The following is an 18,636-nucleotide window of genomic DNA, read 5'->3' as shown; positions in this document are numbered from 1 at the left end:
GCGCACGCCGCAACGCGGACTCAGTCCGAGTGCTCCGCGAGACGGTCGAGAAACTCCGCCTGTGCCGGGACCAGCACGGCCCGGGCCCGTTCGACGGTGAGCCACTCCACGCGGTCCAGCTCCGGGAACTCCTGGACATGGCCGGACCTCGGCGGCCACTCCATGCGGAAGGTGCCCGGCACGACGGTCGCGGGGTCGAGGTCCGCCTCGATCGCCCAGACCGTGACGATCTTGCCGTTGGTCTGCCGCACCTCGCCCAGCGGCACGGCCTCCCCCTCGGGCGGCGCCAGCCCCAGCTCCTCCTGGAACTCCCGGCGGGCGGCGTCCCAGGCCGGCTCGTCCGGTTCGTACTCGCCCTTGGGCACGCTCCACGCGCCCGCGTCCTTGTGCGCGAAGTACGGGCCGCCCATATGGCCGAGCAGGACCTCGATGCCGTGCTCGGTGCGGCGGTGCAGCAGCAGGCCGGCGCTGCGCTTGGGTGTGGTCAACGCGTCACCTCGGGGTGTGCGGCGAGCAGGGCCTCGACCGTATCGGCTTCCCCCGGGGTCTTGTCGTCGCGGTAGCGGATCACGCGGGCGAATCGGAGGGTGACGCCGGCCGGGTAGCGGGTGGAGCGCTGCAGTCCGTCGTAGGCGATCTCGACGACGAGTTCGGGGCGCACGGTCACGCCCCAGCGGTGCTCCTGAACGGCCAGCTCCGTCAGCCGTTCGGTCTGCCAGGCCAGCAGCGCGTCGGTCATGCCCTTGAAGGTCTTGCCGAGCATGGCGAAGGAGCCGTCGGCGGTGCGGGCGCCGAGGTGGAGGTTGGAGAGCCTGCCCGTGCGGCGGCCGTGGCCCCACTCGGCGGCCAGGACCACCAGATCGAGGGTGTGCACCGGCTTGACCTTCAGCCAGGACGCCCCGCGCCGGCCCGCGCTGTAGGGGGCCTCCAGGGCCTTCAGCACGACACCCTCGTGGCCGCGTTCCAGGGTGTCGGTGAGGAAGCGTTCCGCCTCGGGCAGGTCGTCGGGACCGGTCACGAGCGTGCGGCGGACCCGCATGGGCTCCGGGACGAGCCGGGCGAGCACGGCGTGGCGCTCGGTGAAGGGGAGGTCCAGGAGATCCTGGCCGTCCACGGACAGCGCGTCGAAGAAGACCGGCGAGACGGGCACCTGGCGGGCCGCCGTCGCGACGTCCAGCCGTGAACCGACCCGGCCCGCCGTCTCCTGGAAGGAGCGGGGCCGCCCGTTCCCGTCGAACGCGATCACCTCGCCGTCCAGGATGAACCGTTCGCCCCGCAACGCCAGCGCGGCGGAGGTGAGTTCGGGCAGGCGGTCGGTGATGTCGTCCAGGGTGCGGGTGTACAGGCGTACGTCGCCCCCGTCGCGGTGGAGCTGGACGCGGATGCCGTCCAGCTTCTCCTCGACCGCGCACACGCCCAGCTTCGCCACGGCCTCGGCGACGGAGGGGGCGCTGTGGGCGAGCATCGGCAGGACGGGGCGCCCGACGGTGAGCCGGAACCCTTCGAGTGCCCGCGGACCCTCGGCGAGCAGCGCCCGCGCCACGGTCTGCAGCGAGCCGGCGAGCATCACCGCCCGCCGTACGTCGGCGGCGGGCGCCCCTGTGGCCCCGGCGAGGCCCTCCACCGCCAGCGCGTCCAGGGCGCCCTGGCGGACCTCGCCGGTGAGCAGGCCGACGAGGTACCGCTGTTCGTCCTCGGTGGCCGCCGCGAGCAGCGCGCCCACCAGGCGTCTGCGTTCGGTCTGCGAACCCGGACCGGTGACGGCCCCGATCGCCGTCAGGCGGGCGTCGACCTCGCGGACGGTGAGGGTCGCGGTGCCGGCCGGTGGGATCCGCTGGTCGAGGACCTTCCAGCCGATGCCCAGGCGGCCCTGGGGCAGGCGGCCCGCGAGATACGGGATGACGATCGGTACGTCCTCCTCCTCGGCGTCCCGGAAGAGGTCGGCGAGCAGCGTGGTCTTGCGGGACCGGGCCGAGGTGGCGGCGATCTCTTGCGACACGCGGGCGAGCCGGGCGAAGAGCATGCGGCCATGGTCCTACGGAGTTCCGCCGGGCGCCTATTGGGGTGTGGGTGCGAGTCTTCGGCGGGTGCGGGTGGGGGTGCGGCTGCTTCGGGCGGAGTAGGTGCGGGGGCGTCGGGCGGAGTGGGTGCGGGTGCGGGGCGTCGTGGCTCGTCGCGCGGTTCCCCGCGCCCCTGGACGGCCCTGGGGGCCGATCCCCGTGCCTGCCGGGGCAGGCTTCGCTCACGGCCCTGGAGCACGCAGCTGTAGTGCCGCTCGGGCGCGGGTCCTACCGAGGGCCGTGTCCTTGCCGGGGGCTCTGTCCTTGCGTCGCCGCGTCCAGGTCGGCCATCAGGAGGTCTCCGTTGATCGTCGCGCCGGCTCGGTAGCCCGAGGAGGCCGCGTTGACGACCTGTTCGGAGAAGCCCATCGCGTTGCCGACGGCCCAGACGCCGGGGACCGTGGTCAGGCCGGTCGGGTCGATCACCGGGTAGGCGCCGAAGGGGGTCTCGTGCAGGTCGGCGCCCAGCTTCTCCAGCAGGCCGGTCCGCGGGACCGGCCGGGGCGCGGTGAAGAGCACCGAGCGGGCGTGGGCCGTGCCGTCGGCGAGCCTGACGCCGGTGAGCCGGTCGTCCTCCACGACCAGGCCCGCCACCGCTCCCGGGACCACCGGCACCCCGGCTGCCGCGAGGCGGCGCAGGTCGTCGTCGGAGAGGTCGCTCTCGGGGGTCTCGTGCAGGAACAGGGTCACGTCCTTGGACCACTGGGAGACCATCAGGGCCTGGTGGACGCTCGTCGGGCTGGTGGCGAGAACGCCGAAGGGCCGGTCGCGGACCTCCCAGCCGTGGCAGTAGGGGCAGTGCAGGACGTCCCGGCCGAAGCGTTCGGCGACGCCGGGGACGGCCGGCAGTTCGTCCTTCAGCCCGGTGGCGACGACCAGGCGGCGGGCGCGCGCGGACCGGCCGTCCGCGAGGGAGACGGTGAAGGTCTCTCCGTCGTCGTCGCGGGTCACGTCCACCGCCCGGCCCCGGACCGGTTCGACGCCGTAGCGGGCGATCTCCTCGCGGCCCACGGCCAGGAACTCCGCGGGCGGCATCCCGTCCCGTGTCAGAAAGCCCTGCATGTGCGCGGCGGGCGCGTTGCGCGGCTCGCCCGCGTCGACGACCAGGGTGCGCCGCCGGGCCCGGCCGAGGACCAGGGCGGCGGAGAGTCCCGCCGCGCCGCCGCCGATGACGATCACTTCGTACTGCTGCTCGGTCATGGTGACCACCTCCACGACGACGGTCGCCCCGAATCGCCGCATTGACAAACGCCTTTGCCGAAACTGCAATAGCGGGATGAGCGACACGAGTGCGGATGCGGGCGGGACGGACGAGGTTCTCGCCGGGGTGGGGCCCCGGCTGCGGCGGATCCGGAAGGAGCGGGAGGCGACGCTCGCCGGGCTGTCGGAGGCGACCGGCATCTCGGTGAGCACGCTGTCGCGGCTGGAGTCGGGGCTGCGCAAGCCCAGCCTGGAGCTGTTGCTGCCGATCGCGCGGGCCCACCAGGTACCGCTGGACGAGCTGATCGGGGAGCCGCCGGTCGGTGACCCCCGGGTGCGCTCGAAGCCGATCCAGCGGCACGGGCGGACGTACTGGCCCCTGACCCGGCAGCCGGGCGGCCTCCAGGCCTTCAAGGTGCTCATCCCCAGGTCGAGTCAGGAGCCGGAGCCGCGCACGCACGAGGGGTACGAGTGGCTGTATGTGATGTCCGGGAAACTGCGGGTCGTGCTCGGCGAACATGATGTGGTGATGGTCGCCGGGGAGGCCGCCGAGTTCGACACCCGCGTGCCGCACTGGTTCGGCTCGACGGGGGAGGGACCGGTGGAGTTCCTCAGCCTGTTCGGGCCGCAGGGCGAGCGGATGCACGTACGGGCGAGGCCCGCGCGTTCGTGACGTACGCGACTCCTCCGGAGCGGTTCCCGGGAGGACAAGCGACCGCTTAGTATGCATGCGACAGTCGACCCCGGTCCGACGAGGACGTCCGAGGCAGTCCGTGGAGGCATCGCATGCAGGCATGGCAAGTGCACGAGAACGGCGAGCCGGGCGAGGTGATGCGCCTCCAGGACGTGGAGCGGCCCACGCCCGGTGACGGCCAGGTCCTGCTGAAGGTGCGCGCCGCGAACGTCAACTTCCCCGATGCCCTGATGTGCCGCGGGCACTACCAGGTCAGGCCGCCGCTGCCGTTCACGCCCGGCGTGGAGATCTGCGGGGAGACCGAGGACGGCCGCAGGGTCATCGCCAATCCGGTGCTGCCCTACGGCGGTTTCGCCGAGTACGCGGTCGCCGACGCCGCCGCCCTGCTCCCCGCGCCCGAGGCGCTGGACGACGCCGAGGCGTCGGCCCTGCACATCGGCTACCAGACGGGCTGGTTCGGACTGCACCGCCGGGCCCGCCTCGAAGCGGGGGAGACCCTGCTCGTCCACGCTGCCGCCGGAGGGGTCGGCAGCGCGGCCGTGCAGCTCGGCAAGGCGGCGGGCGCGACGGTCATCGGCGTCGTGGGCGGCGCCGACAAGGCCGTCGTGGCCCGGGAGCTGGGTTGTGACGTGGTGGTGGACCGGCGGAGCGAGGACGTCGTCTCCGCCGTGAAGGAGGCCACCGGAGGCCGGGGCGCGGACGTGATCTACGACCCCGTGGGCGGCGACGCCTACACGCAGTCGACCAAGGTCGTCGCCTTCGAGGGACGCATCGTGGTCGTCGGCTTCGCCGGCGGGACGATCCCGAGCCCCGGCCTCAACCACGCCCTCGTCAAGAACTACTCGATCCTCGGCCTGCACTGGGGCCTGTACAACACCAAGAACCCGAAGCTGGTCCAGCACTGCCACGAGCAGCTCACCGAGCTGGCGGCCCGGGGCGTCGTCAGGCCGCTGGTGAGCGAGCGCGCGCCGCTGGACGGCGCCGCGGCCGCCGTGCAGCGTGTCGCGGACGGCGTCACCACGGGCCGGGTCGTCGTCGTACCCGCGCCGGAGAACGGAGCCGCCGCATGACCGACGCAGCCGACCTCAGGCGCCGCACGGCCGAGTTGCTCGCCGGGTACCCGCCCGCCACCACCGACCGTCTGGAGTTCCTGCGCGCCCGCTTCGACGCCGGGCTCGCCTGGGTGCACTACCCCGAGGGCCTCGGCGGCCTAGGCGCCCCGCGTTCCCTCCAGGCTGTCGTCGACGCCGACCTGGCGGCGGAGGACGCCCCCGACAACGACCCGCGCCGCATCGGCATCGGCCTCGGCATGGCCGCGCCGACGATCCTCGCCTACGGCACGGAGGAGCAGAAGCGGCGCTTCCTGCGGCCGCTGTGGACGGGTGAGGAGGTCTGGTGCCAGCTCTTCAGCGAGCCCGGCGCCGGCTCCGACCTCGCCGCGCTCGGCACCCGGGCCGTCCGGGAGGGTGACGGCGACTGGGTCGTCGACGGCCAGAAGGTGTGGACGTCCAGCGCGCACGTCGCCCGCTGGGCCATCCTCATCGCCCGCACCGACCCGGACGTGCCCAAGCACCGGGGGATCACCTACTTCCTCTGCGACATGACCGACCCGGGCATCGAGGTCCGGCCGCTGCGCCAGGTCACCGGCGAGGCCGAGTTCAACGAGGTGTTCATCACCGGCGTCCGCATCCCCGACTCCCGTCGCCTCGGCGGGATCGGCGACGGCTGGAAGGTCGCCCAGACCACCCTCAACAACGAGCGGGTCGCGATCGGCGGCATGCGGCTGCCCCGCGAGGGCGGCATGATCGGCCCGGTCGCCAGGACCTGGCGCGAACGTCCCGAACTGCGCACCCACGACCTCCACCAGCGGCTGCTGAAGCTCTGGGTCGAGGCCGAGGCCGCGCGGCTCACCGCCGAGCGGCTGCGCCAGCAACTCGTCGCCGGACAGCCCGGCCCCGAGGGCGCCGGCATGAAGCTCGCCTTCGCCCGCCTCAACCAGGAGATCAGCGGCCTGGAGGTCGAACTCCGGGGCGAGGAAGGGCTGTTGTACGACGACTGGACCATGCGGCGCCCCGAACTGGTCGACTTCGTCGGCCGCGACGCCGGGTACCGCTACCTGCGCTCCAAGGGCAACAGCATCGAGGGCGGGACCACCGAGGTCCTGCTGAACATCGTCGCCGAGCGCGTCCTGGGCCTGCCCGGCGAGCCGCGCACCGACAAGGACGTCGCGTGGAAGGACCTGGCCCGATGACAGCACAGGGAACACAGCCCGACCTCCTGTACACGGAGGAGGAGGAAGCCCTCCGCGCGGCCGTCCGCGACCTGCTGACCGACCACTGCGACGCCGCGGGCGTGATCGCACGGGCCGAGTCCGACGCCCCACACGACATCGCCGCCTGGAAGGCCCTCGCCGGAGGGATGGGCCTCGCGGGACTGCTCGTGCCGGAGGAACTGGACGGGCAGGGTGCCACGCACCGCGAAGCGGCGGTCGTGCTGGAGGAGCTGGGCCGTGCGGTCGCGCCGGTCCCGTATCTGACCAGCGCGGTCGTCGCCACCGAGGCCCTGCTGGAGTGCGGGGCCGACGACCTCCTCACCCAGTTGGCGTCCGCGACCGCGATCGGCGCCCTGGCGGTCTCGCTGAGCGTGGCCGCGGGCAGCGCCTACCAGGTCGTACGGTACGAAGGCGGCGCCCTGCACGGGGAGTTGACCGGCATCGCCGACGCGGCCGTCGCCGATGTGCTGCTGGTGCCCGCCGACGACGGCGGCCTGTACGCGGTGGACGCCGCCGCCGTGACCGTCACCCCGCAGGTGTCGCTGGACCTGACCCGGCCGCTGGCGAAGGTGACGCTCGACGGGGCGCCGGGCCGGCTCCTCGGCGACGCCGAGCCGGCCGTGCGCCGGGCCCTGCGCGCCGGGGCCGGACTGCTTGCCTCCGAGCAACTCGGCCTCGCCGAGTGGACCTTGACCGAGACGGTCCGCTACCTCAAGGAGCGCAAGCAGTTCAACCGGCCGGTCGGCGGTTTCCAGGCGCTCAAGCACCGGCTCGCACAGCTCTGGCTGGAGGTCGTCAACCTGCGGGCGGCAGCCCGCAACGCGGCCGACCGGCTCGCCGCCGGCAGCGACGACGCCGACCTCGCGGTGGCCGTCGCCCAGGCCTTCGCCGCGCCCGTGGCCGTCCACGCCGCCGAGGAGGCGCTGCAGTTGCACGGCGGGATCGGCATGACCTGGGAGCACCCGGTCCATCTGTACCTGAAGCGGGCCAAGGCCGACTCGATCGCGTACGGCACGGCGGGCACCCACCGGACCGCGCTGGCCGAACTGGTCGACCTCCAGGCCCCCTGACGACCGTCCGAGAAGGCCAGGGAAAGCCCGTCCCGCCAGGGGCGGGCTTTTCGTCGGGCGCGCGGCGGCGCCGATGAACGAACCAGGGCGGTCAGGCCAACTCCCGGTACGCCACTGCTCGTACACCCCTTCCGGCTCGCATACTCGCAGGGTCCCTACCGGCCCCACCCGGGAGGCAGCACATGGCCCTCACCACCCGTCGCAGAGCCCTCACCACCCTCGGCGCCGCCCTCGCGGGTGCGGTCGCCCTGCCCGCCACGAGCGCGTCGGCCGGCGAACGCCCGCACCGCCCGCGCCCGTTGTGGCGGGCCCACGCCCACAACGACTACGAGCACCCGCGCCCCCTCCTCGACGCCCTCGACCACCGCTTCGGCAGTGTCGAGGCCGACATCTTCCTCGTGGACGGCCACCTCCTCGTCGCCCACGACCCGGCCGGCCTCGATCCCGCCCGCACCCTCGCATCCCTCTACCTCGAACCGCTCGCCGCCCGGGTGCGCGCCCACCACGGCTCGGTGTACCGGGGCCACCGCGAGCCGCTGCAGCTGCTCATCGACATCAAGACCGAGGGCGCGTCCACGTACCTCGCACTCGACGGCAACTGCGGTGCCACCGGCACCTGTTCACGACCTACGCCCACGGTCGGGTGTACCCGGGGGCGGTGACGGCGGTGGTCTCCGGCGACCGGGCCGCCCGGGCGCCCATGCAGGCGCAGTCCGTGCGGCACGCCTTCTACGACGGACGGCTCGCCGACCTCGTCGACCCGGCGCCCGCGCCCGCCTCGTTCGTCCCGCTGATCTCCGACAACTGGACGCTCGACTTCACCTGGCAGGGCGTCGGTCCGTTCCCCGAGGCCGAACGCGCGAAGCTGCGCCGGATCGTCGCGGCGGCCCACGGGCGGGGACAGCGGGTCCGGTTCTGGGCGACACCCGATCTGGCGGGCCCGGCCCGGGACGCGGTGTGGGGTGAACTGGTCGCGGCGGACGTCGACCACCTCAACACGGACGACCTCGCGGGGCTCGCAGCGTTTCTGGAGGCTCGTGGGTCGGTGCAGACCACTCGTTCGGCGGACACGTCAGCCGCCCGGACGAATACCCCGTTGCGTCACACTTGCGGCCGAATGCCGTGAAGTGGGCGTGGCGGAGGAGGTTGACGATGGCCATTTCCATCTCTGTGGTGGTGCTGCTCGTGATTCTGACGGTGGTCTTCCTGCGCAACGGTGCGTTGAAGATGTCGCACGCGGTGGTGTGCGTGCTGCTGGGGTTCTCGATGGCCGGTACGAGTCTGGCGCCGACGATTCACAATGGGTTGACGGCCACGGCGGAGATCGTGAGCAGCCTGGAGCCGTGAGCGGGGACGCCTGACAACTCGGGGGCGCGGGACCGTCGGGGACCCGGGGCGCCTCGTCAGGCTTTCGTGAAGATGCCGATCCCGTTCGGGACGGCCCGTTCCGTGCCGTCCGCCGGGTGGTTGCGCACCGTGACGGTGGTCGCGCCGGGAGCGCGGGCCACCAGCGTGGAGGAGCCGCCGCCGTCGAGGCTGAACGCGTCGGTGGAGCCCAGGCCGCGCATGGCGGAGGCGACTTCGGCGATGGTCAGCCCCGTGCGGTAGGCGGCGGCGCCGTCCAGGGCCAGGAGCAGCAGACGGTGGCCGCCGTCGGCGACACCGGCGGCGGTGCGTACCGCCGAGGTGGTGTCGTCGAGGCCGGGCAGCGGCCCGCCGCCCCGCAGGACCGGGTAGCCGCCCAGCGCGAAGGCGTACGGCGTTCCGGTCGAGGAGACCAGGACGTGCTGGACGTCCACCGTGTCGCCGGGGGAGAGCTTGCGCAGCCGCCGGGCGCCCGCCTCGCGTCCGAGGAGGACCGTCGAGCCCTCCGCGATGGCGCCGCTGCCGGGGGTGCCGGCCGAGCCGACCACCCGGCCGTCCTCGACCAGTACCTCGTGGGTGTCGGTGCTGCACGGCGCCGCCCGGTCGGTGTCCGTGCCGCAGACGGCCCGCATCCGGGAGACGCTGCCCCAGTCCGAGGTGAACGCCCCGACGGAACCCACCGGCAGGGCGTACTGGTTGAGGCCTCGCAGCGGGAGGTCGCCGTCGGCGGTGGTGACGGAACCGTCGAGGGCGATGCTGTCCAGGCGGGCCGTGCCGTCGGTCGTGACGCCGAGCACGTCCCTGGTGCTCGTCCCGGGCGGCAGGGCCGGACCGAAGCGCTGGCCCCTCGGTACGGCGGCCTTGAGCGCGTGTCCGGCGGCGATCGCCGGGCCGACCGGCGCCCCGGTGGCCGCGACGCCCGGGTGCTGGGTCTCGGTGTTGTTGAAGAAGTCACCGTTGACCCCGGCCACGGCGCCCGCCGAGGTGGCCAGCCGGGACACGGTCGCCCGCGCTGCCACCTTCCCCGGGTACAGCAACCCGACGCCCACCTGCCGGTTCCGCAGGTCGACGCTCAACAGATGGGCGTGGGTGACGCCCTGGGCACCCCTGATGTCGAAGTGGCTGTACTCGACGCCCGGCGCGACGGCGACGGCCCGGGGCGCGGCGGTGGCCGGTGCCGCGCCCACCAGGGCCGCGCCGGCCAGCACACTCCACGCCGAGAGAACCGTCAGTACCCTTCGCAGCCGTCCAGCACGACGCGTCACGGCGCCCCCTGATGTCTCGTCAACCGTCCCAGGACTCAGGGGAAGTGCACCAGACGACTACCGGCCGGGCGGTGCCTCGGCTCCGACGACGCGGGAACGGGTGAGAAAACGCACCCCTTCGGGTGCCTCCAGGGAGAAGCCGCCGCCCCGGCCCGGTACGACGTCGACGATCAGCCGGGTGTGGCTCCACACCTCGTACTGGCTGCGGGACATCCAGAACCCGACCGCCTCGTCGACCCCGTCCACGGTCAGTTCCGCGAGGAGGACGTCCGAGTCCCCCGTCCGGAACTCGCCGTCCGGGTAGCACATGGGGGCGCTGCCGTCGCAGCAGCCGCCCGACTGGTGGAACATCAACGGGCCGTGGGCCGCCCGCAGCCGCCGTACGAGATCGGCGGCCGCGGGGGTCAGCTCTACGCGCGGGACGACATCCATGGCCGCAGTGAACGCCTCGGCAGGTTGCGAGGACGTTGCGTGCGCCGGCCCCGTCCCGGTGTTCAGGCGCCCGGTGTCCAGCCCGCCAGCCAGTCCGAGACCTCCTGGTCGGACGCCTGGGCGTCGCTCAGGTGCGGACGGTCGGTGCTCGGACCGCCCGATCCCGGCCCGGTGTTCCTGTACTCGGCGAAACGGTCGTCCTTCCAGGAGAAGCCGCTCATGTCGGTCCACGGCGCGGTCCGGATCGCGGCGCTGAGGCTGGTGTTGCGGACCGTGGTCTGGGGGTCGAGCGAGGCGTCACCGCCCGCGTGCCAGGGGCGGCCGAGGTGGAAGCTCCGGTCGGACACGTCACCGTTGACGGTGGAGTTGGTGATCAGGAAGCCCTTGCGGTTGGCGGCGGTGCTCGGTGCGGTGACGTAGCCGGCGGAGGTGCCGTTCCAGCGCTTCTTCAGGGTGATGACCGACCTGTCGACGACGGCCGTGGCCCTGCCGAAGATGAAGTCGACGTTGCCGATGACGTAGGAGTTCACCACGTAGACGCGGCCCAGCCTGTCCTTCGACGCGGTGTCGAGCAGCAGGGTGTCCTGGTCACCGGTCACGATGACGTTGTCGAGGAGCACCTTGTCGGCCGCCGTGCGCAGCGCGACCGCCTGGTGGTCCTTGAGGGAGTGGTTGGCGGCCTCGTCGAAGTCGTTGGAGAGGGTCAGGTTGCGGGCCTGGAAGTCGTCCGCCTCCACGGCGACGGTGGCGCTGCCGCCGGTGCCGTAGGTGCCGCCACCCGGTTTGGACGTCCCCGCCGCGTTGTTGTAGACGATGGTGGTGTCCTTGCGGCTGCCGCCCGAGCCCTGGATGGTGACGTGCGGCTTGTCGGAGGGGACCTTGACCAGTTCCCGGTAGGTGCCCGGCTTGACCGAGATCACCACCCGGGAGGCGTTGTTCGCGGGCACCGCGTCGACGGCCTTCTGCACGCTGGCGAACTGGCCGCTGCCGTCCTTGGCGACGGTGAGGGTGGTGGCCGTGGCGGCCTTGGCCGTGCCCGTCGTGCCGAGGGAACTCCGCGGGCCCGCACCGGACTTGAGCAGCGCCGGTACGTCGGCGGCCTTGTCGAGTGTGTAGCTGTAGTACGTCTTCGGGTCGAAGGCGGTGCCGCCGCTCTCGTTGCGGCCGGAGGTGCCGGAAAAGACGTTGCCGCGCTGGACCAGGGTGGCCGTCGCGTCCTTGGTGACGGGGTTCCTCACGCCCTGGAAGTAGCTGTTCTCCAGAACCATCTTCGTGTTGCCGCGCGCGTAGTTGCCGTACGAGGAGGCGATGTCCGTGCCGGACACGTCCTCCAGGAAGTTGTTGTACAGATGTGCGTGGGCCACGTTGTCGGTGGACGGGTTGCGCTGTTCGGTCTCGCGGAACCAGTTGTGGTGGATCGTCAGGTCGGCGGTGGTGTTCGTGGTCCAGCCGATGCCGAAGGTCTTGTTGTTCCGGCTCAGCTTGTTCCACGACACCGTGACGTAGGTCGTGTCCTTGCGGCTGTCGATGAGGCCGTCCGCCATGTGCCGCAGATCGTTGTGGTCGATCCAGACGTGGTGGGCGCCGTCCATCTGGATCGCGTCGAAGTCGTGGTCCTTGTCGTTCCAGGTGCCCTGGTAGGAGTCACGGATCGTCAGGTTGCGGATGATGACGTTGTGGACGCCCGAACCGAGGAAGAAACCGCCGCCCACGATGTGGCCCGAGGTGCCCGAGCCGACGATCGTCTTGTCGGAGGCGACCTTGATCTCCCTGCCCACCGGGTTCATGTCGATCGTCGCCGCCACGACGATGACGTACGGCTCGGCGGCGGTCGCGTACTTCTCCAGGTCGGCCAGGGTCCTGACGGTGACCGTCTTGCCGTTCCGGCCGCCGTAGGTGCCGTTCTGGCCCAGCGCGTCCACCGAGGCGAAGCCGTCGGCGGTCGCGGTGGCCCAGGCGGGTGCCGCCGCCGCGGCCCGGGGCTGCGCGTCCTCGCCGAACACTCCGAAGACCGTGCCGTAGGCCATGGTTCCGGCGGCGATCAAGGTCAGGGGGACACCGGCCACGAGGGCGGTGCTCCTTCTGCGATGGCGGGCCTTGCCGCGGTTCTCGCTCATGCGTCGCTTCCGTTCCGTGTGGGGGGAGGGGCCGTCAGCCGAGCAGTCGCCGCCGGACGCAGGGAGGTTGCCGCCCTCCGGGGCGGGATCCGGCCAGAGAACGGGAACGGCGGACCGGTGCCGGGGACGGCCGGAAATCGACCCGGCGAGCGGGGTGGAACGGTCCAGATGCGCCGGACCGGACCCGCCATGGCCGTTGACACGTGTGCGCAGGTCAGGATCAGGCCGTCACAGCAGTACATCGATTGCGTTGTTCACTTGACTACCGGGCGTCACACGCGATTGGCTCCGCCCAGCGAAAGTCAGCCAGTCGCCGCACGTCATCGCGGTGATGACGGTGGCCTCGCTCTCCCCGACCTCCCACCCCGGTCGCACAGCGAGGTGCCGCGTCCCCATGAACCCCCCTCCCGCGCCCCACAGGTTCCTCACCGCCTTCCGTGCCACGGCCCTCGCCGCCGCCCTCTGCCTGACCGTCGTCGGCTGCTCCGTCTTCGGCGGCTCGCAGGACGGCTCGGACACGGACGCGTCGGGCGCCTCGGGCGGGATGAAGGTCGCGCTGATCACGCACAGCGCCGAGGGGGACGCCTTCTGGGACCTGGTCCGCAAGGGCGCGGAGGTCGCGGCCGCGAAGGACGGCATCGAGCTGACGTTCGTCAGCGACCCCGACCCCGCGGGACAGGCGAAACTGGTGCGGGACGCGATCGCCGACAAGGTCGACGGCATCGCGGTGACCCTCGCCAAGCCGCAGGCCGTGCGCGGTGCGATCGCCGAGGCCCGCGCCGCGGGCATACCCGTGGTGGGCCTCAACTCCGGCATCGGCGCCTGGCAGGCCCAGGGCCTGCTGGGCTTCTACGGCCAGGACGAGAGCGTCGCCGGCCGGGCGCTCGGCAACGAACTCGACGCCCGCGCCGCCAAGCGCGCCCTGTGCGTCATCCACGAGCGCGGCAACGTCGCCCTGGAGGCCCGCTGCGCCGGCGTACGGAAGACCTTCGGCGGGCAGACCGAGAACCTGTACGTCGACGGCACCGACATGGACGCGGTGACCGACTCGATCGCCGCGAAGCTCCGTCAGGACCCGTCCATCGACGAGGTCGTCACGCTCGGGGCGCAGTTCGCGCTCGCCGCCGTGGACTCCGTGGGCGAGGCCGGCAGCAAGGCCAAGGTCGCCACGTTCGACCTCAACAAGGATCTGGTCAAGGCCGTACGGGACGGGGACATCCAGTTCGCGGTCGACCAACAGCCCTACCTGCAGGGCTATCTCGCGGTCGACGGGCTGTGGCTGTACCGGACCAACGGCAACGTCAGCGGTGGCGGCGTCGCTCCCGTGCTCACCGGCCCCGCTTTCGTGACCAGGAAGAACATCGCCGGCATCGCCGAGTTCGCGGCGAACGGGACCCGCTGACGTGACGGACCCGGGCCACCGTGCGCCCCGGGCGCGGCCGGAGTCCGCCGGCCGCCGCGCACGGACAAACGGAACCTTCCGTTCGGGCACGGCCGAGCCACGCGCACCAAGTATCCGGAACGGTCGTGTAACGGCGACGCCAAACTTCCCACCACCCCTGCGACGTGCTCTCACTTGTACGGATAACATCCTGCGCATCCCCTGTGCGCCCCACTGACAGGTGTCCACCCACCGATTCCGGACCGCTGTCGCCCCGCCCCCGCTCCCTTCCGCTCCCCGCCAACCGCCCAAGGACGACGATGCCCCCACGGACCGGCGCCCGGCGCCGTCTCGGCTCCATACGTCTCTCGCTGATCCTCCTGGCTCTGATCCCCAGCGTCACTCTGGCCGTGAGCTGGGGTGTGACGACGACCCAGATGTTCTCGGAGGGCCTGCGGCTGCGGACGCAGACCGGTCTGAGCAAGTCCACCGGCGCCATGGGAACCGAGGCGACGCTCGCCCTGCAGCGCGAGCGTGCCCTGTCCGCCGCCTACATGGCGGCCCCCGGCAGCTCGACGGACGCGCTGAAGCGGCAGCGCCGGGAGACCGACCGGGCGGTCGCCAAGCTGGACCGCCGCGCGAGCGAGATCGACCGCGCCCCCGACCGCATCGGCGACCAGCTGTACTCGGTGATGGGCGCCTCCAACAGCCTGGAGTACTACCGGGACCAGGTGGACAACCCCACCGACATCACGCCCGAGCAGGTCCTGGAGCACTACGGCTCGATCATCGACGGCCAGATCCACGCCTTCCAGCAGCTGACCCAGGTCGACGACGGCGACCTCACCTCGCAGGCGGGCCCCCTCGTCACCATCGCGCAGGCCGCGGAGCTGGTCTCCCAGGAGGACGCGATCCTCACCCTCAACTGGCCCTCGGGCCGCCTCGACGAGCCGACCCGGAACGGTTTCGCCCAGGTGGTCAACGCCCGCCGGTGGCTCGTCGACAACCAGCTCGTCCCCTCGCTGGAGGGCGAGGTGAAGACCGAGGTCGAGCGCATCGTCCAGGGCGGGGACTGGCGGGCGCTGCAGTCCGTGGAGGACGAGGTCCTGTCGGCCCGCACCACGGGCGACGGCGCGTCCCGCCGCACCCAGCTGCCGCAGTCGCAGGCGCGCTGGGACGCCGCCATGACGAAGCTCTCCACCCAGTACGAGAAGCTGATCCGCGAGCAGACCCAGGGCCTGCTGGACCGCAGCGGCGAGGAGGCGCGCGGTCTGCTGATCACGGCCGGCTCGCTGAGCGCCGGCGGTCTCGCCGCGCTGCTGCTGTGCATCGTGATGTCCTGGCGCATCACCCGCTCGCTGTCCCGCCGGCTCACCGGTCTGCGCACGGCCACCCTCAGCCTCGCCGAGAAACGGCTGCCTGACATCGTCGCCCGCCTCGACCGGGGCGAGAAGGTCGACGCGGACGCCGCCTCGGCGCCCCTGGACTACGGCACCGACGAACTCGGCCAGGTCGCCAAGGCGTTCAACGCCGCCCAGCGCACCGCCGTCCACACCGCCGTGGAACTCGCCGACACCCGGCGCGGCTTCCAGCGCGTCATCCTCGGCATCGCCCGGCAGAGCCAGAACCTGGTCAACCTCCAGCTCACCAAGCTCGACCAGCTCGAACGCCAGCACCAGGACCCCGAGATCCTCAAGGGCCTGTACGAACTGGACTCCACCGCGAGCCAGTTGCGCCGCTACGAGGAGAACCTGGTCATCATCAGCGGTGAGCGCCCCGGCCGCAGCTGGACCGAACCGGTCGCGCTCATCGACATCCTGCGCAGCGCCGTCGGCGAGGTCGCCCAGTACCAGCGGGTGGAGGTGCACGCCGACGACGACGTGTGGATCGCCCCGCCCGCCGTGGCCGACGTCATCCACCTCCTCGCCGAGCTCATCGACAACGCGACCTCGTACTCGCCGGCCCCGAGCCCGGTCAGCGTCCGCGCCGCGACCGTCGCCAAGGGGCTCGCCCTGGAGGTCGAGGACCGGGGACTGGGCATGTCCGAGGAGGACTACGCCACGTTCAACGCCCAACTGGCGGTGCCCCCGCAGTTCGACGTGGTCGCGCTCGCCGACGACCTCCGGCTCGGCATGTTCGTCATCGCCCGGCTCGCCACCCGGCACGGCATCACCGTCACCCTGCGCCCCTCGCCGTACGGCGGCACCACCGCGATCGTCCTGATCCCCGACGAGACGGTGGTCCGCGAGGCACCCGCCGACGAGGACGGCCCCGAGACCGCCGAACCTCCCGCGCGCAGCTCGCTGGTGGCCGCCCGGGTCGCCACCGCGCCGGCCCCCGGCCCGGACTCCGCGACCGTACGCCGGGAGCCGGACGGCCCGCCGCGCGAGCGGACCGCGTCGAGCGGGACGAGCGACAACTCCCTCGCGAGCTCCGACACGTGGACCGCCGGCACCGCCCAGGGCGCGAACGGAACCCGGTCGGCCGCCGAGAGGAAGTCCGGGGCCGGGAAGAAGGGCGGCCTGATGCCGTTGCCGCGCCGGATCCCGCAGACCAGTCTGGCGGCCGAGCTGAAGGAGGAGTCCGGACCCTGCCCCGACGGCGACGCCGACGACTTCACTGCCGAGCGCGCGGCGTCCTCGCTCGCCGGCTTCCAGCGCGGAACCCTCCGGGCCCGTGACGACGACGCGGAATCCGAGTACGCCCCGGGGGAGGAATCCGCATCCGAAGAACCGGGGGACCGCGTCCCCGCCTCCGGCACCTGACGGCCCACCGACTCCCCACGCAGACCGCTCTTTGAAGGACACACAGATGACACGCCCCATCCCCGCCACGCACAGTCAGCTCGACCAGCTGCTCACCGGACTGGTGGACCGGGTCGCCGAGGTCGACCACGCCGTCGTGCTCTCCGAGGACGGACTGGTCGTCAGCAAGTCCACCGCTTTCCTGCGCGACGACGCCGAGCGGCTCGCGGCGACCGCGTCCGGCCTGATGAGCCTCAGCAAGGGCGTCAGCATGGACTTCCGCGGCGGTCCCGTGCGCCAGTTGCTCATCGAGATGGGCAACGCCTTCCTCATCCTCACCAACGCCGGCCCCGGCGCCAACCTCGCCGTGCTGACCCGGCAGGGCGCGGACGTCGGCGTGGTCGCGTACCAGATGAACATGCTGGTGAAGAAGATCGGTGAGCACCTCAGCGCGGCCCCACGCACCGGTGCCGTCGCGGCCGACAGCGGCGAGTGAGGTGAACGGAGGCGACGCGGCGGGCCGGCTGGTCCGCCCGTTCACCCTGACGGGCGGCCGGACCCGGCCCGCCCGCGGCGACTTCACCCTCATCACGACGGTGACGGCCGTGGACCCGCAGCCGGCCGGCGGCGCCCGGCCCCAGCCGGAGCACGCCCGCATCCTCAGACTGTGCGCGAGACCGATCGTGGTGGCGGAGCTGGCGACCGGCCTCGACCTGCCGGTCAGCGTGGTCGCCATCATGCTCTGCGATCTGCTGGAAGCGGGCCGGATCAGCGTGCGCCAGCCGCGCCTGATCTCCCGCACCCCCGACCTGGACCTGCTGAAGAAAGTGAGGGACGGTCTTGGCCGGCTCTGACCCCCAGGGGATCTCGGCTCCCGACACGGTGAAGATCCTCGTCGCCGGAGGGTTCGGCGTCGGGAAGACGACCATGGTCGGCTCGGTCAGCGAGATCGTCCCGCTGCGCACGGAGGAACCCCTCACGACGGCCGGTCTCGACGTCGACGACCTCGACGGCATTCCCGAGAAGCACGCCACCACGGTGGCCCTCGACTTCGGCCGGATCAGCATCGGCCAGGACCTCGTGCTCTATCTGTTCGGCACGCCCGGACAGCAGCGGTTCTGGTTCATGTGGAACGACCTCGCGATCGGAGCCCTGGGCGCCGTCGTCCTCGTCGACGTGCGCCGTCCCGAGTCCAGCTTCGCCGCCATCGACTTCTTCGAGCGCCGCAAGATCCCGTTCGTCATCGGCGTCAACGGCTTCCACGGCGAGCACCCCTACGAACCCGACGTGATCCGGGAGTCCCTGGCGCTGCCGGAGAACACTCCTGTCCTGCTCTTCGACGCCCGTGAACGCGCCTCCTGCCGCGACGTCCTGGTCGCCCTCCTGGACCAGCTGATCGCCGCGTCGGCCCGCTGAGACCCCGGGTCCTACGGGCGGACCTCCTCGCGGACCAGACCGGCCACATGGTCGGTGATGGTGTCGAGGATGTCCGCCCAGGCCGTGTCGTCGCCCAGGACCAGGAAGTTGAGGGTGAGACCGTCCGTCATGGCGGCCAGATACCGGGCCAGCACCGGGACGGGCACCGTCAGTTCGAACCCCATGGTCCCGCGCAGCTGCTCGATCAGATCGGCGTAGGTGACGCGGTACATCTCGTACTGCTGCCGCGCCAGGTGCTCGAAGCCGGGCTCCCGCAGGGCGTACTGGGTCAGCTCGTAGGTGAGCATGTGTTCGCCCGGGTGGGCGGACACATGGTCCCAGTACGCCTGGAAGCCGGCCCGGACGGTCTCCCTGAGCGTCTCCCTCGGCCGGATCGCCTCCCGCACCAGCGACACGTAGTGCCCGGTGATGGTGGTGATGACGGACTCGATCAGCTCCTGCTTCGACTCGAAGCAGTAGTGGAAGACGCTCAGCGACACGCCCGCCTCGGCCGCGATGGACCGGGTCGTCGTCCTGGGGACTCCGTCCCGGGTCATCGCGCGGATCGCAGCCTCGGTGAGTTGTCTGCGTCGCTCGGCCGACGGCAGGCGTGCCATGTG

17 protein-coding genes and 1 pseudogene are annotated in these 18,636 nt (G+C 72.1%); 11 read left to right on the top strand and 7 right to left on the bottom strand.

Going from position 1 to position 18,636, the window contains the following annotated elements:
* Window positions 1-20: 20 nt before the first annotated feature.
* The 3 genes from ACZ6BB_RS30795 to ACZ6BB_RS30785 form a co-directional block, all read right to left on the bottom strand.
* Window positions 21-488: an NUDIX hydrolase gene (locus ACZ6BB_RS30795; protein ID WP_471618381.1), complete on the bottom strand. Its 468-nt coding sequence runs from the start codon at window positions 486-488 to the stop codon at window positions 21-23.
* On the bottom strand, window positions 485-2,023 hold the full coding sequence (locus ACZ6BB_RS30790) for an ATP-dependent DNA ligase (RefSeq protein ID WP_471618380.1): 1,539 nt from the start codon (window positions 2,021-2,023) through the stop codon (window positions 485-487). The genes ACZ6BB_RS30795 and ACZ6BB_RS30790 overlap by 4 nt, the downstream gene beginning before the upstream one ends.
* Window positions 2,024-2,288: 265 nt before the next feature.
* Complete coding sequence (locus ACZ6BB_RS30785) at window positions 2,289-3,260, bottom strand: NAD(P)/FAD-dependent oxidoreductase (RefSeq protein WP_471618536.1); 972 nt, start codon at window positions 3,258-3,260, stop codon at window positions 2,289-2,291.
* 76 nt (window positions 3,261-3,336) lie between these two features.
* Between ACZ6BB_RS30785 and ACZ6BB_RS30780 the strand changes: the two genes are divergently transcribed.
* From ACZ6BB_RS30780 to ACZ6BB_RS30755, 6 genes and pseudogenes are all read left to right on the top strand, one after another.
* Window positions 3,337-3,933 carry a helix-turn-helix domain-containing protein gene (locus ACZ6BB_RS30780; RefSeq protein ID WP_471618379.1) on the top strand — a complete coding sequence of 199 codons (597 nt, stop codon included), beginning with the start codon at window positions 3,337-3,339 and terminating at the stop codon, window positions 3,931-3,933.
* A 113-nt stretch (window positions 3,934-4,046) separates the two neighbouring features.
* Window positions 4,047-5,024 carry an NADPH:quinone oxidoreductase family protein gene (locus ACZ6BB_RS30775; RefSeq protein ID WP_471618378.1) on the top strand — a complete coding sequence of 326 codons (978 nt, stop codon included), beginning with the start codon at window positions 4,047-4,049 and terminating at the stop codon, window positions 5,022-5,024.
* Window positions 5,021-6,205 carry an acyl-CoA dehydrogenase family protein gene (locus ACZ6BB_RS30770; protein WP_471618377.1) on the top strand — a complete coding sequence of 395 codons (1,185 nt, stop codon included), beginning with the start codon at window positions 5,021-5,023 and terminating at the stop codon, window positions 6,203-6,205. Before ACZ6BB_RS30775 ends, ACZ6BB_RS30770 begins: the two co-directional genes overlap by 4 nt.
* On the top strand, window positions 6,202-7,296 hold the full coding sequence (locus ACZ6BB_RS30765) for an acyl-CoA dehydrogenase family protein (protein ID WP_471618376.1): 1,095 nt from the start codon (window positions 6,202-6,204) through the stop codon (window positions 7,294-7,296). Before ACZ6BB_RS30770 ends, ACZ6BB_RS30765 begins: the two co-directional genes overlap by 4 nt.
* Before the next feature lie 182 nt (window positions 7,297-7,478).
* A pseudogene (locus ACZ6BB_RS30760) lies at window positions 7,479-8,344 on the top strand (phosphatidylinositol-specific phospholipase C/glycerophosphodiester phosphodiesterase family protein); the annotation flags it as partial.
* Between the two features lie 104 nt (window positions 8,345-8,448).
* Window positions 8,449-8,643: a hypothetical protein gene (locus ACZ6BB_RS30755; protein WP_471618375.1), complete on the top strand. Its 195-nt coding sequence runs from the start codon at window positions 8,449-8,451 to the stop codon at window positions 8,641-8,643.
* A gap of 56 nt (window positions 8,644-8,699) precedes the next feature.
* Here ACZ6BB_RS30755 and ACZ6BB_RS30750 read toward each other — a convergent pair whose 3' ends face one another.
* The 3 genes from ACZ6BB_RS30750 to ACZ6BB_RS30740 form a co-directional block, all read right to left on the bottom strand.
* A complete protein-coding gene (locus ACZ6BB_RS30750; protein ID WP_471618535.1) occupies window positions 8,700-9,869 on the bottom strand; it encodes a phosphodiester glycosidase family protein in 1,170 nt (389 codons plus the stop codon).
* Window positions 9,870-9,983: 114 nt separating this feature from the next.
* Window positions 9,984-10,358 (bottom strand): DUF779 domain-containing protein, encoded by a 375-nt coding sequence (locus ACZ6BB_RS30745; RefSeq protein WP_471618374.1) that lies wholly within the window; start codon window positions 10,356-10,358, stop codon window positions 9,984-9,986.
* Window positions 10,359-10,420: 62 nt separating this feature from the next.
* The gene (locus tag ACZ6BB_RS30740; RefSeq protein WP_471618373.1) at window positions 10,421-12,475 is read right to left on the bottom strand and encodes a pectinesterase family protein; all 2,055 of its coding nucleotides are present in this window, start codon (window positions 12,473-12,475) and stop codon (window positions 10,421-10,423) included.
* A 394-nt stretch (window positions 12,476-12,869) separates the two neighbouring features.
* Between ACZ6BB_RS30740 and ACZ6BB_RS30735 the strand changes: the two genes are divergently transcribed.
* The 5 genes from ACZ6BB_RS30735 (at window position 12,870) to ACZ6BB_RS30715 (ending at window position 18,016) form a co-directional block, all read left to right on the top strand.
* On the top strand, window positions 12,870-13,877 hold the full coding sequence (locus ACZ6BB_RS30735; RefSeq protein WP_471618372.1) for a substrate-binding domain-containing protein: 1,008 nt from the start codon (window positions 12,870-12,872) through the stop codon (window positions 13,875-13,877).
* Between the two features lie 299 nt (window positions 13,878-14,176).
* Complete coding sequence (locus tag ACZ6BB_RS30730) at window positions 14,177-16,621, top strand: sensor histidine kinase (protein ID WP_471618371.1); 2,445 nt, start codon at window positions 14,177-14,179, stop codon at window positions 16,619-16,621.
* Between the two features lie 46 nt (window positions 16,622-16,667).
* Window positions 16,668-17,096, top strand: coding sequence for a roadblock/LC7 domain-containing protein (locus ACZ6BB_RS30725; RefSeq protein ID WP_013005296.1), 429 nt, complete (start codon window positions 16,668-16,670; stop codon window positions 17,094-17,096).
* Between the two features lies 1 nt (window position 17,097).
* Window positions 17,098-17,454 (top strand): DUF742 domain-containing protein, encoded by a 357-nt coding sequence (locus ACZ6BB_RS30720; RefSeq protein WP_471618370.1) that lies wholly within the window; start codon window positions 17,098-17,100, stop codon window positions 17,452-17,454.
* Window positions 17,441-18,016 carry a GTP-binding protein gene (locus ACZ6BB_RS30715; RefSeq protein ID WP_471618369.1) on the top strand — a complete coding sequence of 192 codons (576 nt, stop codon included), beginning with the start codon at window positions 17,441-17,443 and terminating at the stop codon, window positions 18,014-18,016. The genes ACZ6BB_RS30720 and ACZ6BB_RS30715 overlap by 14 nt, the downstream gene beginning before the upstream one ends.
* 11 nt (window positions 18,017-18,027) lie before the next feature.
* Here ACZ6BB_RS30715 and ACZ6BB_RS30710 read toward each other — a convergent pair whose 3' ends face one another.
* Window positions 18,028-18,633 (bottom strand): TetR/AcrR family transcriptional regulator, encoded by a 606-nt coding sequence (locus tag ACZ6BB_RS30710; RefSeq protein ID WP_471618368.1) that lies wholly within the window; start codon window positions 18,631-18,633, stop codon window positions 18,028-18,030.
* Between the last annotated feature and the right edge of the window lie 3 nt (window positions 18,634-18,636).

The sequence above is a fragment of the Streptomyces sp. NPDC041108 genome, assembly GCF_055592645.1.
Note: the sequence above shows the minus strand (reverse complement) of the source record. Positions and strands in the feature narration are given on the sequence as shown.

Bases quoted from the DNA above. Each gene is read 5' to 3' on its own strand.
- ACZ6BB_RS30775 (WP_471618378.1), top strand. From the start codon at position 4,047: ATGCAGGCATGGCAAGTGCACGAGAACGGCGAGCCGGGCGAGGTGATG.
- ACZ6BB_RS30785 (WP_471618536.1), bottom strand. From the start codon at position 3,260: ATGACCGAGCAGCAGTACGAAGTGATCGTCATCGGCGGCGGCGCGGCG.
- ACZ6BB_RS30755 (WP_471618375.1), top strand. From the start codon at position 8,449: ATGGCCATTTCCATCTCTGTGGTGGTGCTGCTCGTGATTCTGACGGTG.
- ACZ6BB_RS30725 (WP_013005296.1), top strand. From the start codon at position 16,668: ATGACACGCCCCATCCCCGCCACGCACAGTCAGCTCGACCAGCTGCTC.
- ACZ6BB_RS30780 (WP_471618379.1), top strand. From the start codon at position 3,337: ATGAGCGACACGAGTGCGGATGCGGGCGGGACGGACGAGGTTCTCGCC.
- ACZ6BB_RS30740 (WP_471618373.1), bottom strand. From the start codon at position 12,475: ATGAGCGAGAACCGCGGCAAGGCCCGCCATCGCAGAAGGAGCACCGCC.
- ACZ6BB_RS30790 (WP_471618380.1), bottom strand. From the start codon at position 2,023: ATGCTCTTCGCCCGGCTCGCCCGCGTGTCGCAAGAGATCGCCGCCACC.
- ACZ6BB_RS30765 (WP_471618376.1), top strand. From the start codon at position 6,202: ATGACAGCACAGGGAACACAGCCCGACCTCCTGTACACGGAGGAGGAG.
- ACZ6BB_RS30770 (WP_471618377.1), top strand. From the start codon at position 5,021: ATGACCGACGCAGCCGACCTCAGGCGCCGCACGGCCGAGTTGCTCGCC.
- ACZ6BB_RS30745 (WP_471618374.1), bottom strand. From the start codon at position 10,358: ATGGATGTCGTCCCGCGCGTAGAGCTGACCCCCGCGGCCGCCGATCTC.
- ACZ6BB_RS30735 (WP_471618372.1), top strand. From the start codon at position 12,870: ATGAACCCCCCTCCCGCGCCCCACAGGTTCCTCACCGCCTTCCGTGCC.
- ACZ6BB_RS30710 (WP_471618368.1), bottom strand. From the start codon at position 18,633: ATGGCACGCCTGCCGTCGGCCGAGCGACGCAGACAACTCACCGAGGCT.
- ACZ6BB_RS30730 (WP_471618371.1), top strand. From the start codon at position 14,177: ATGCCCCCACGGACCGGCGCCCGGCGCCGTCTCGGCTCCATACGTCTC.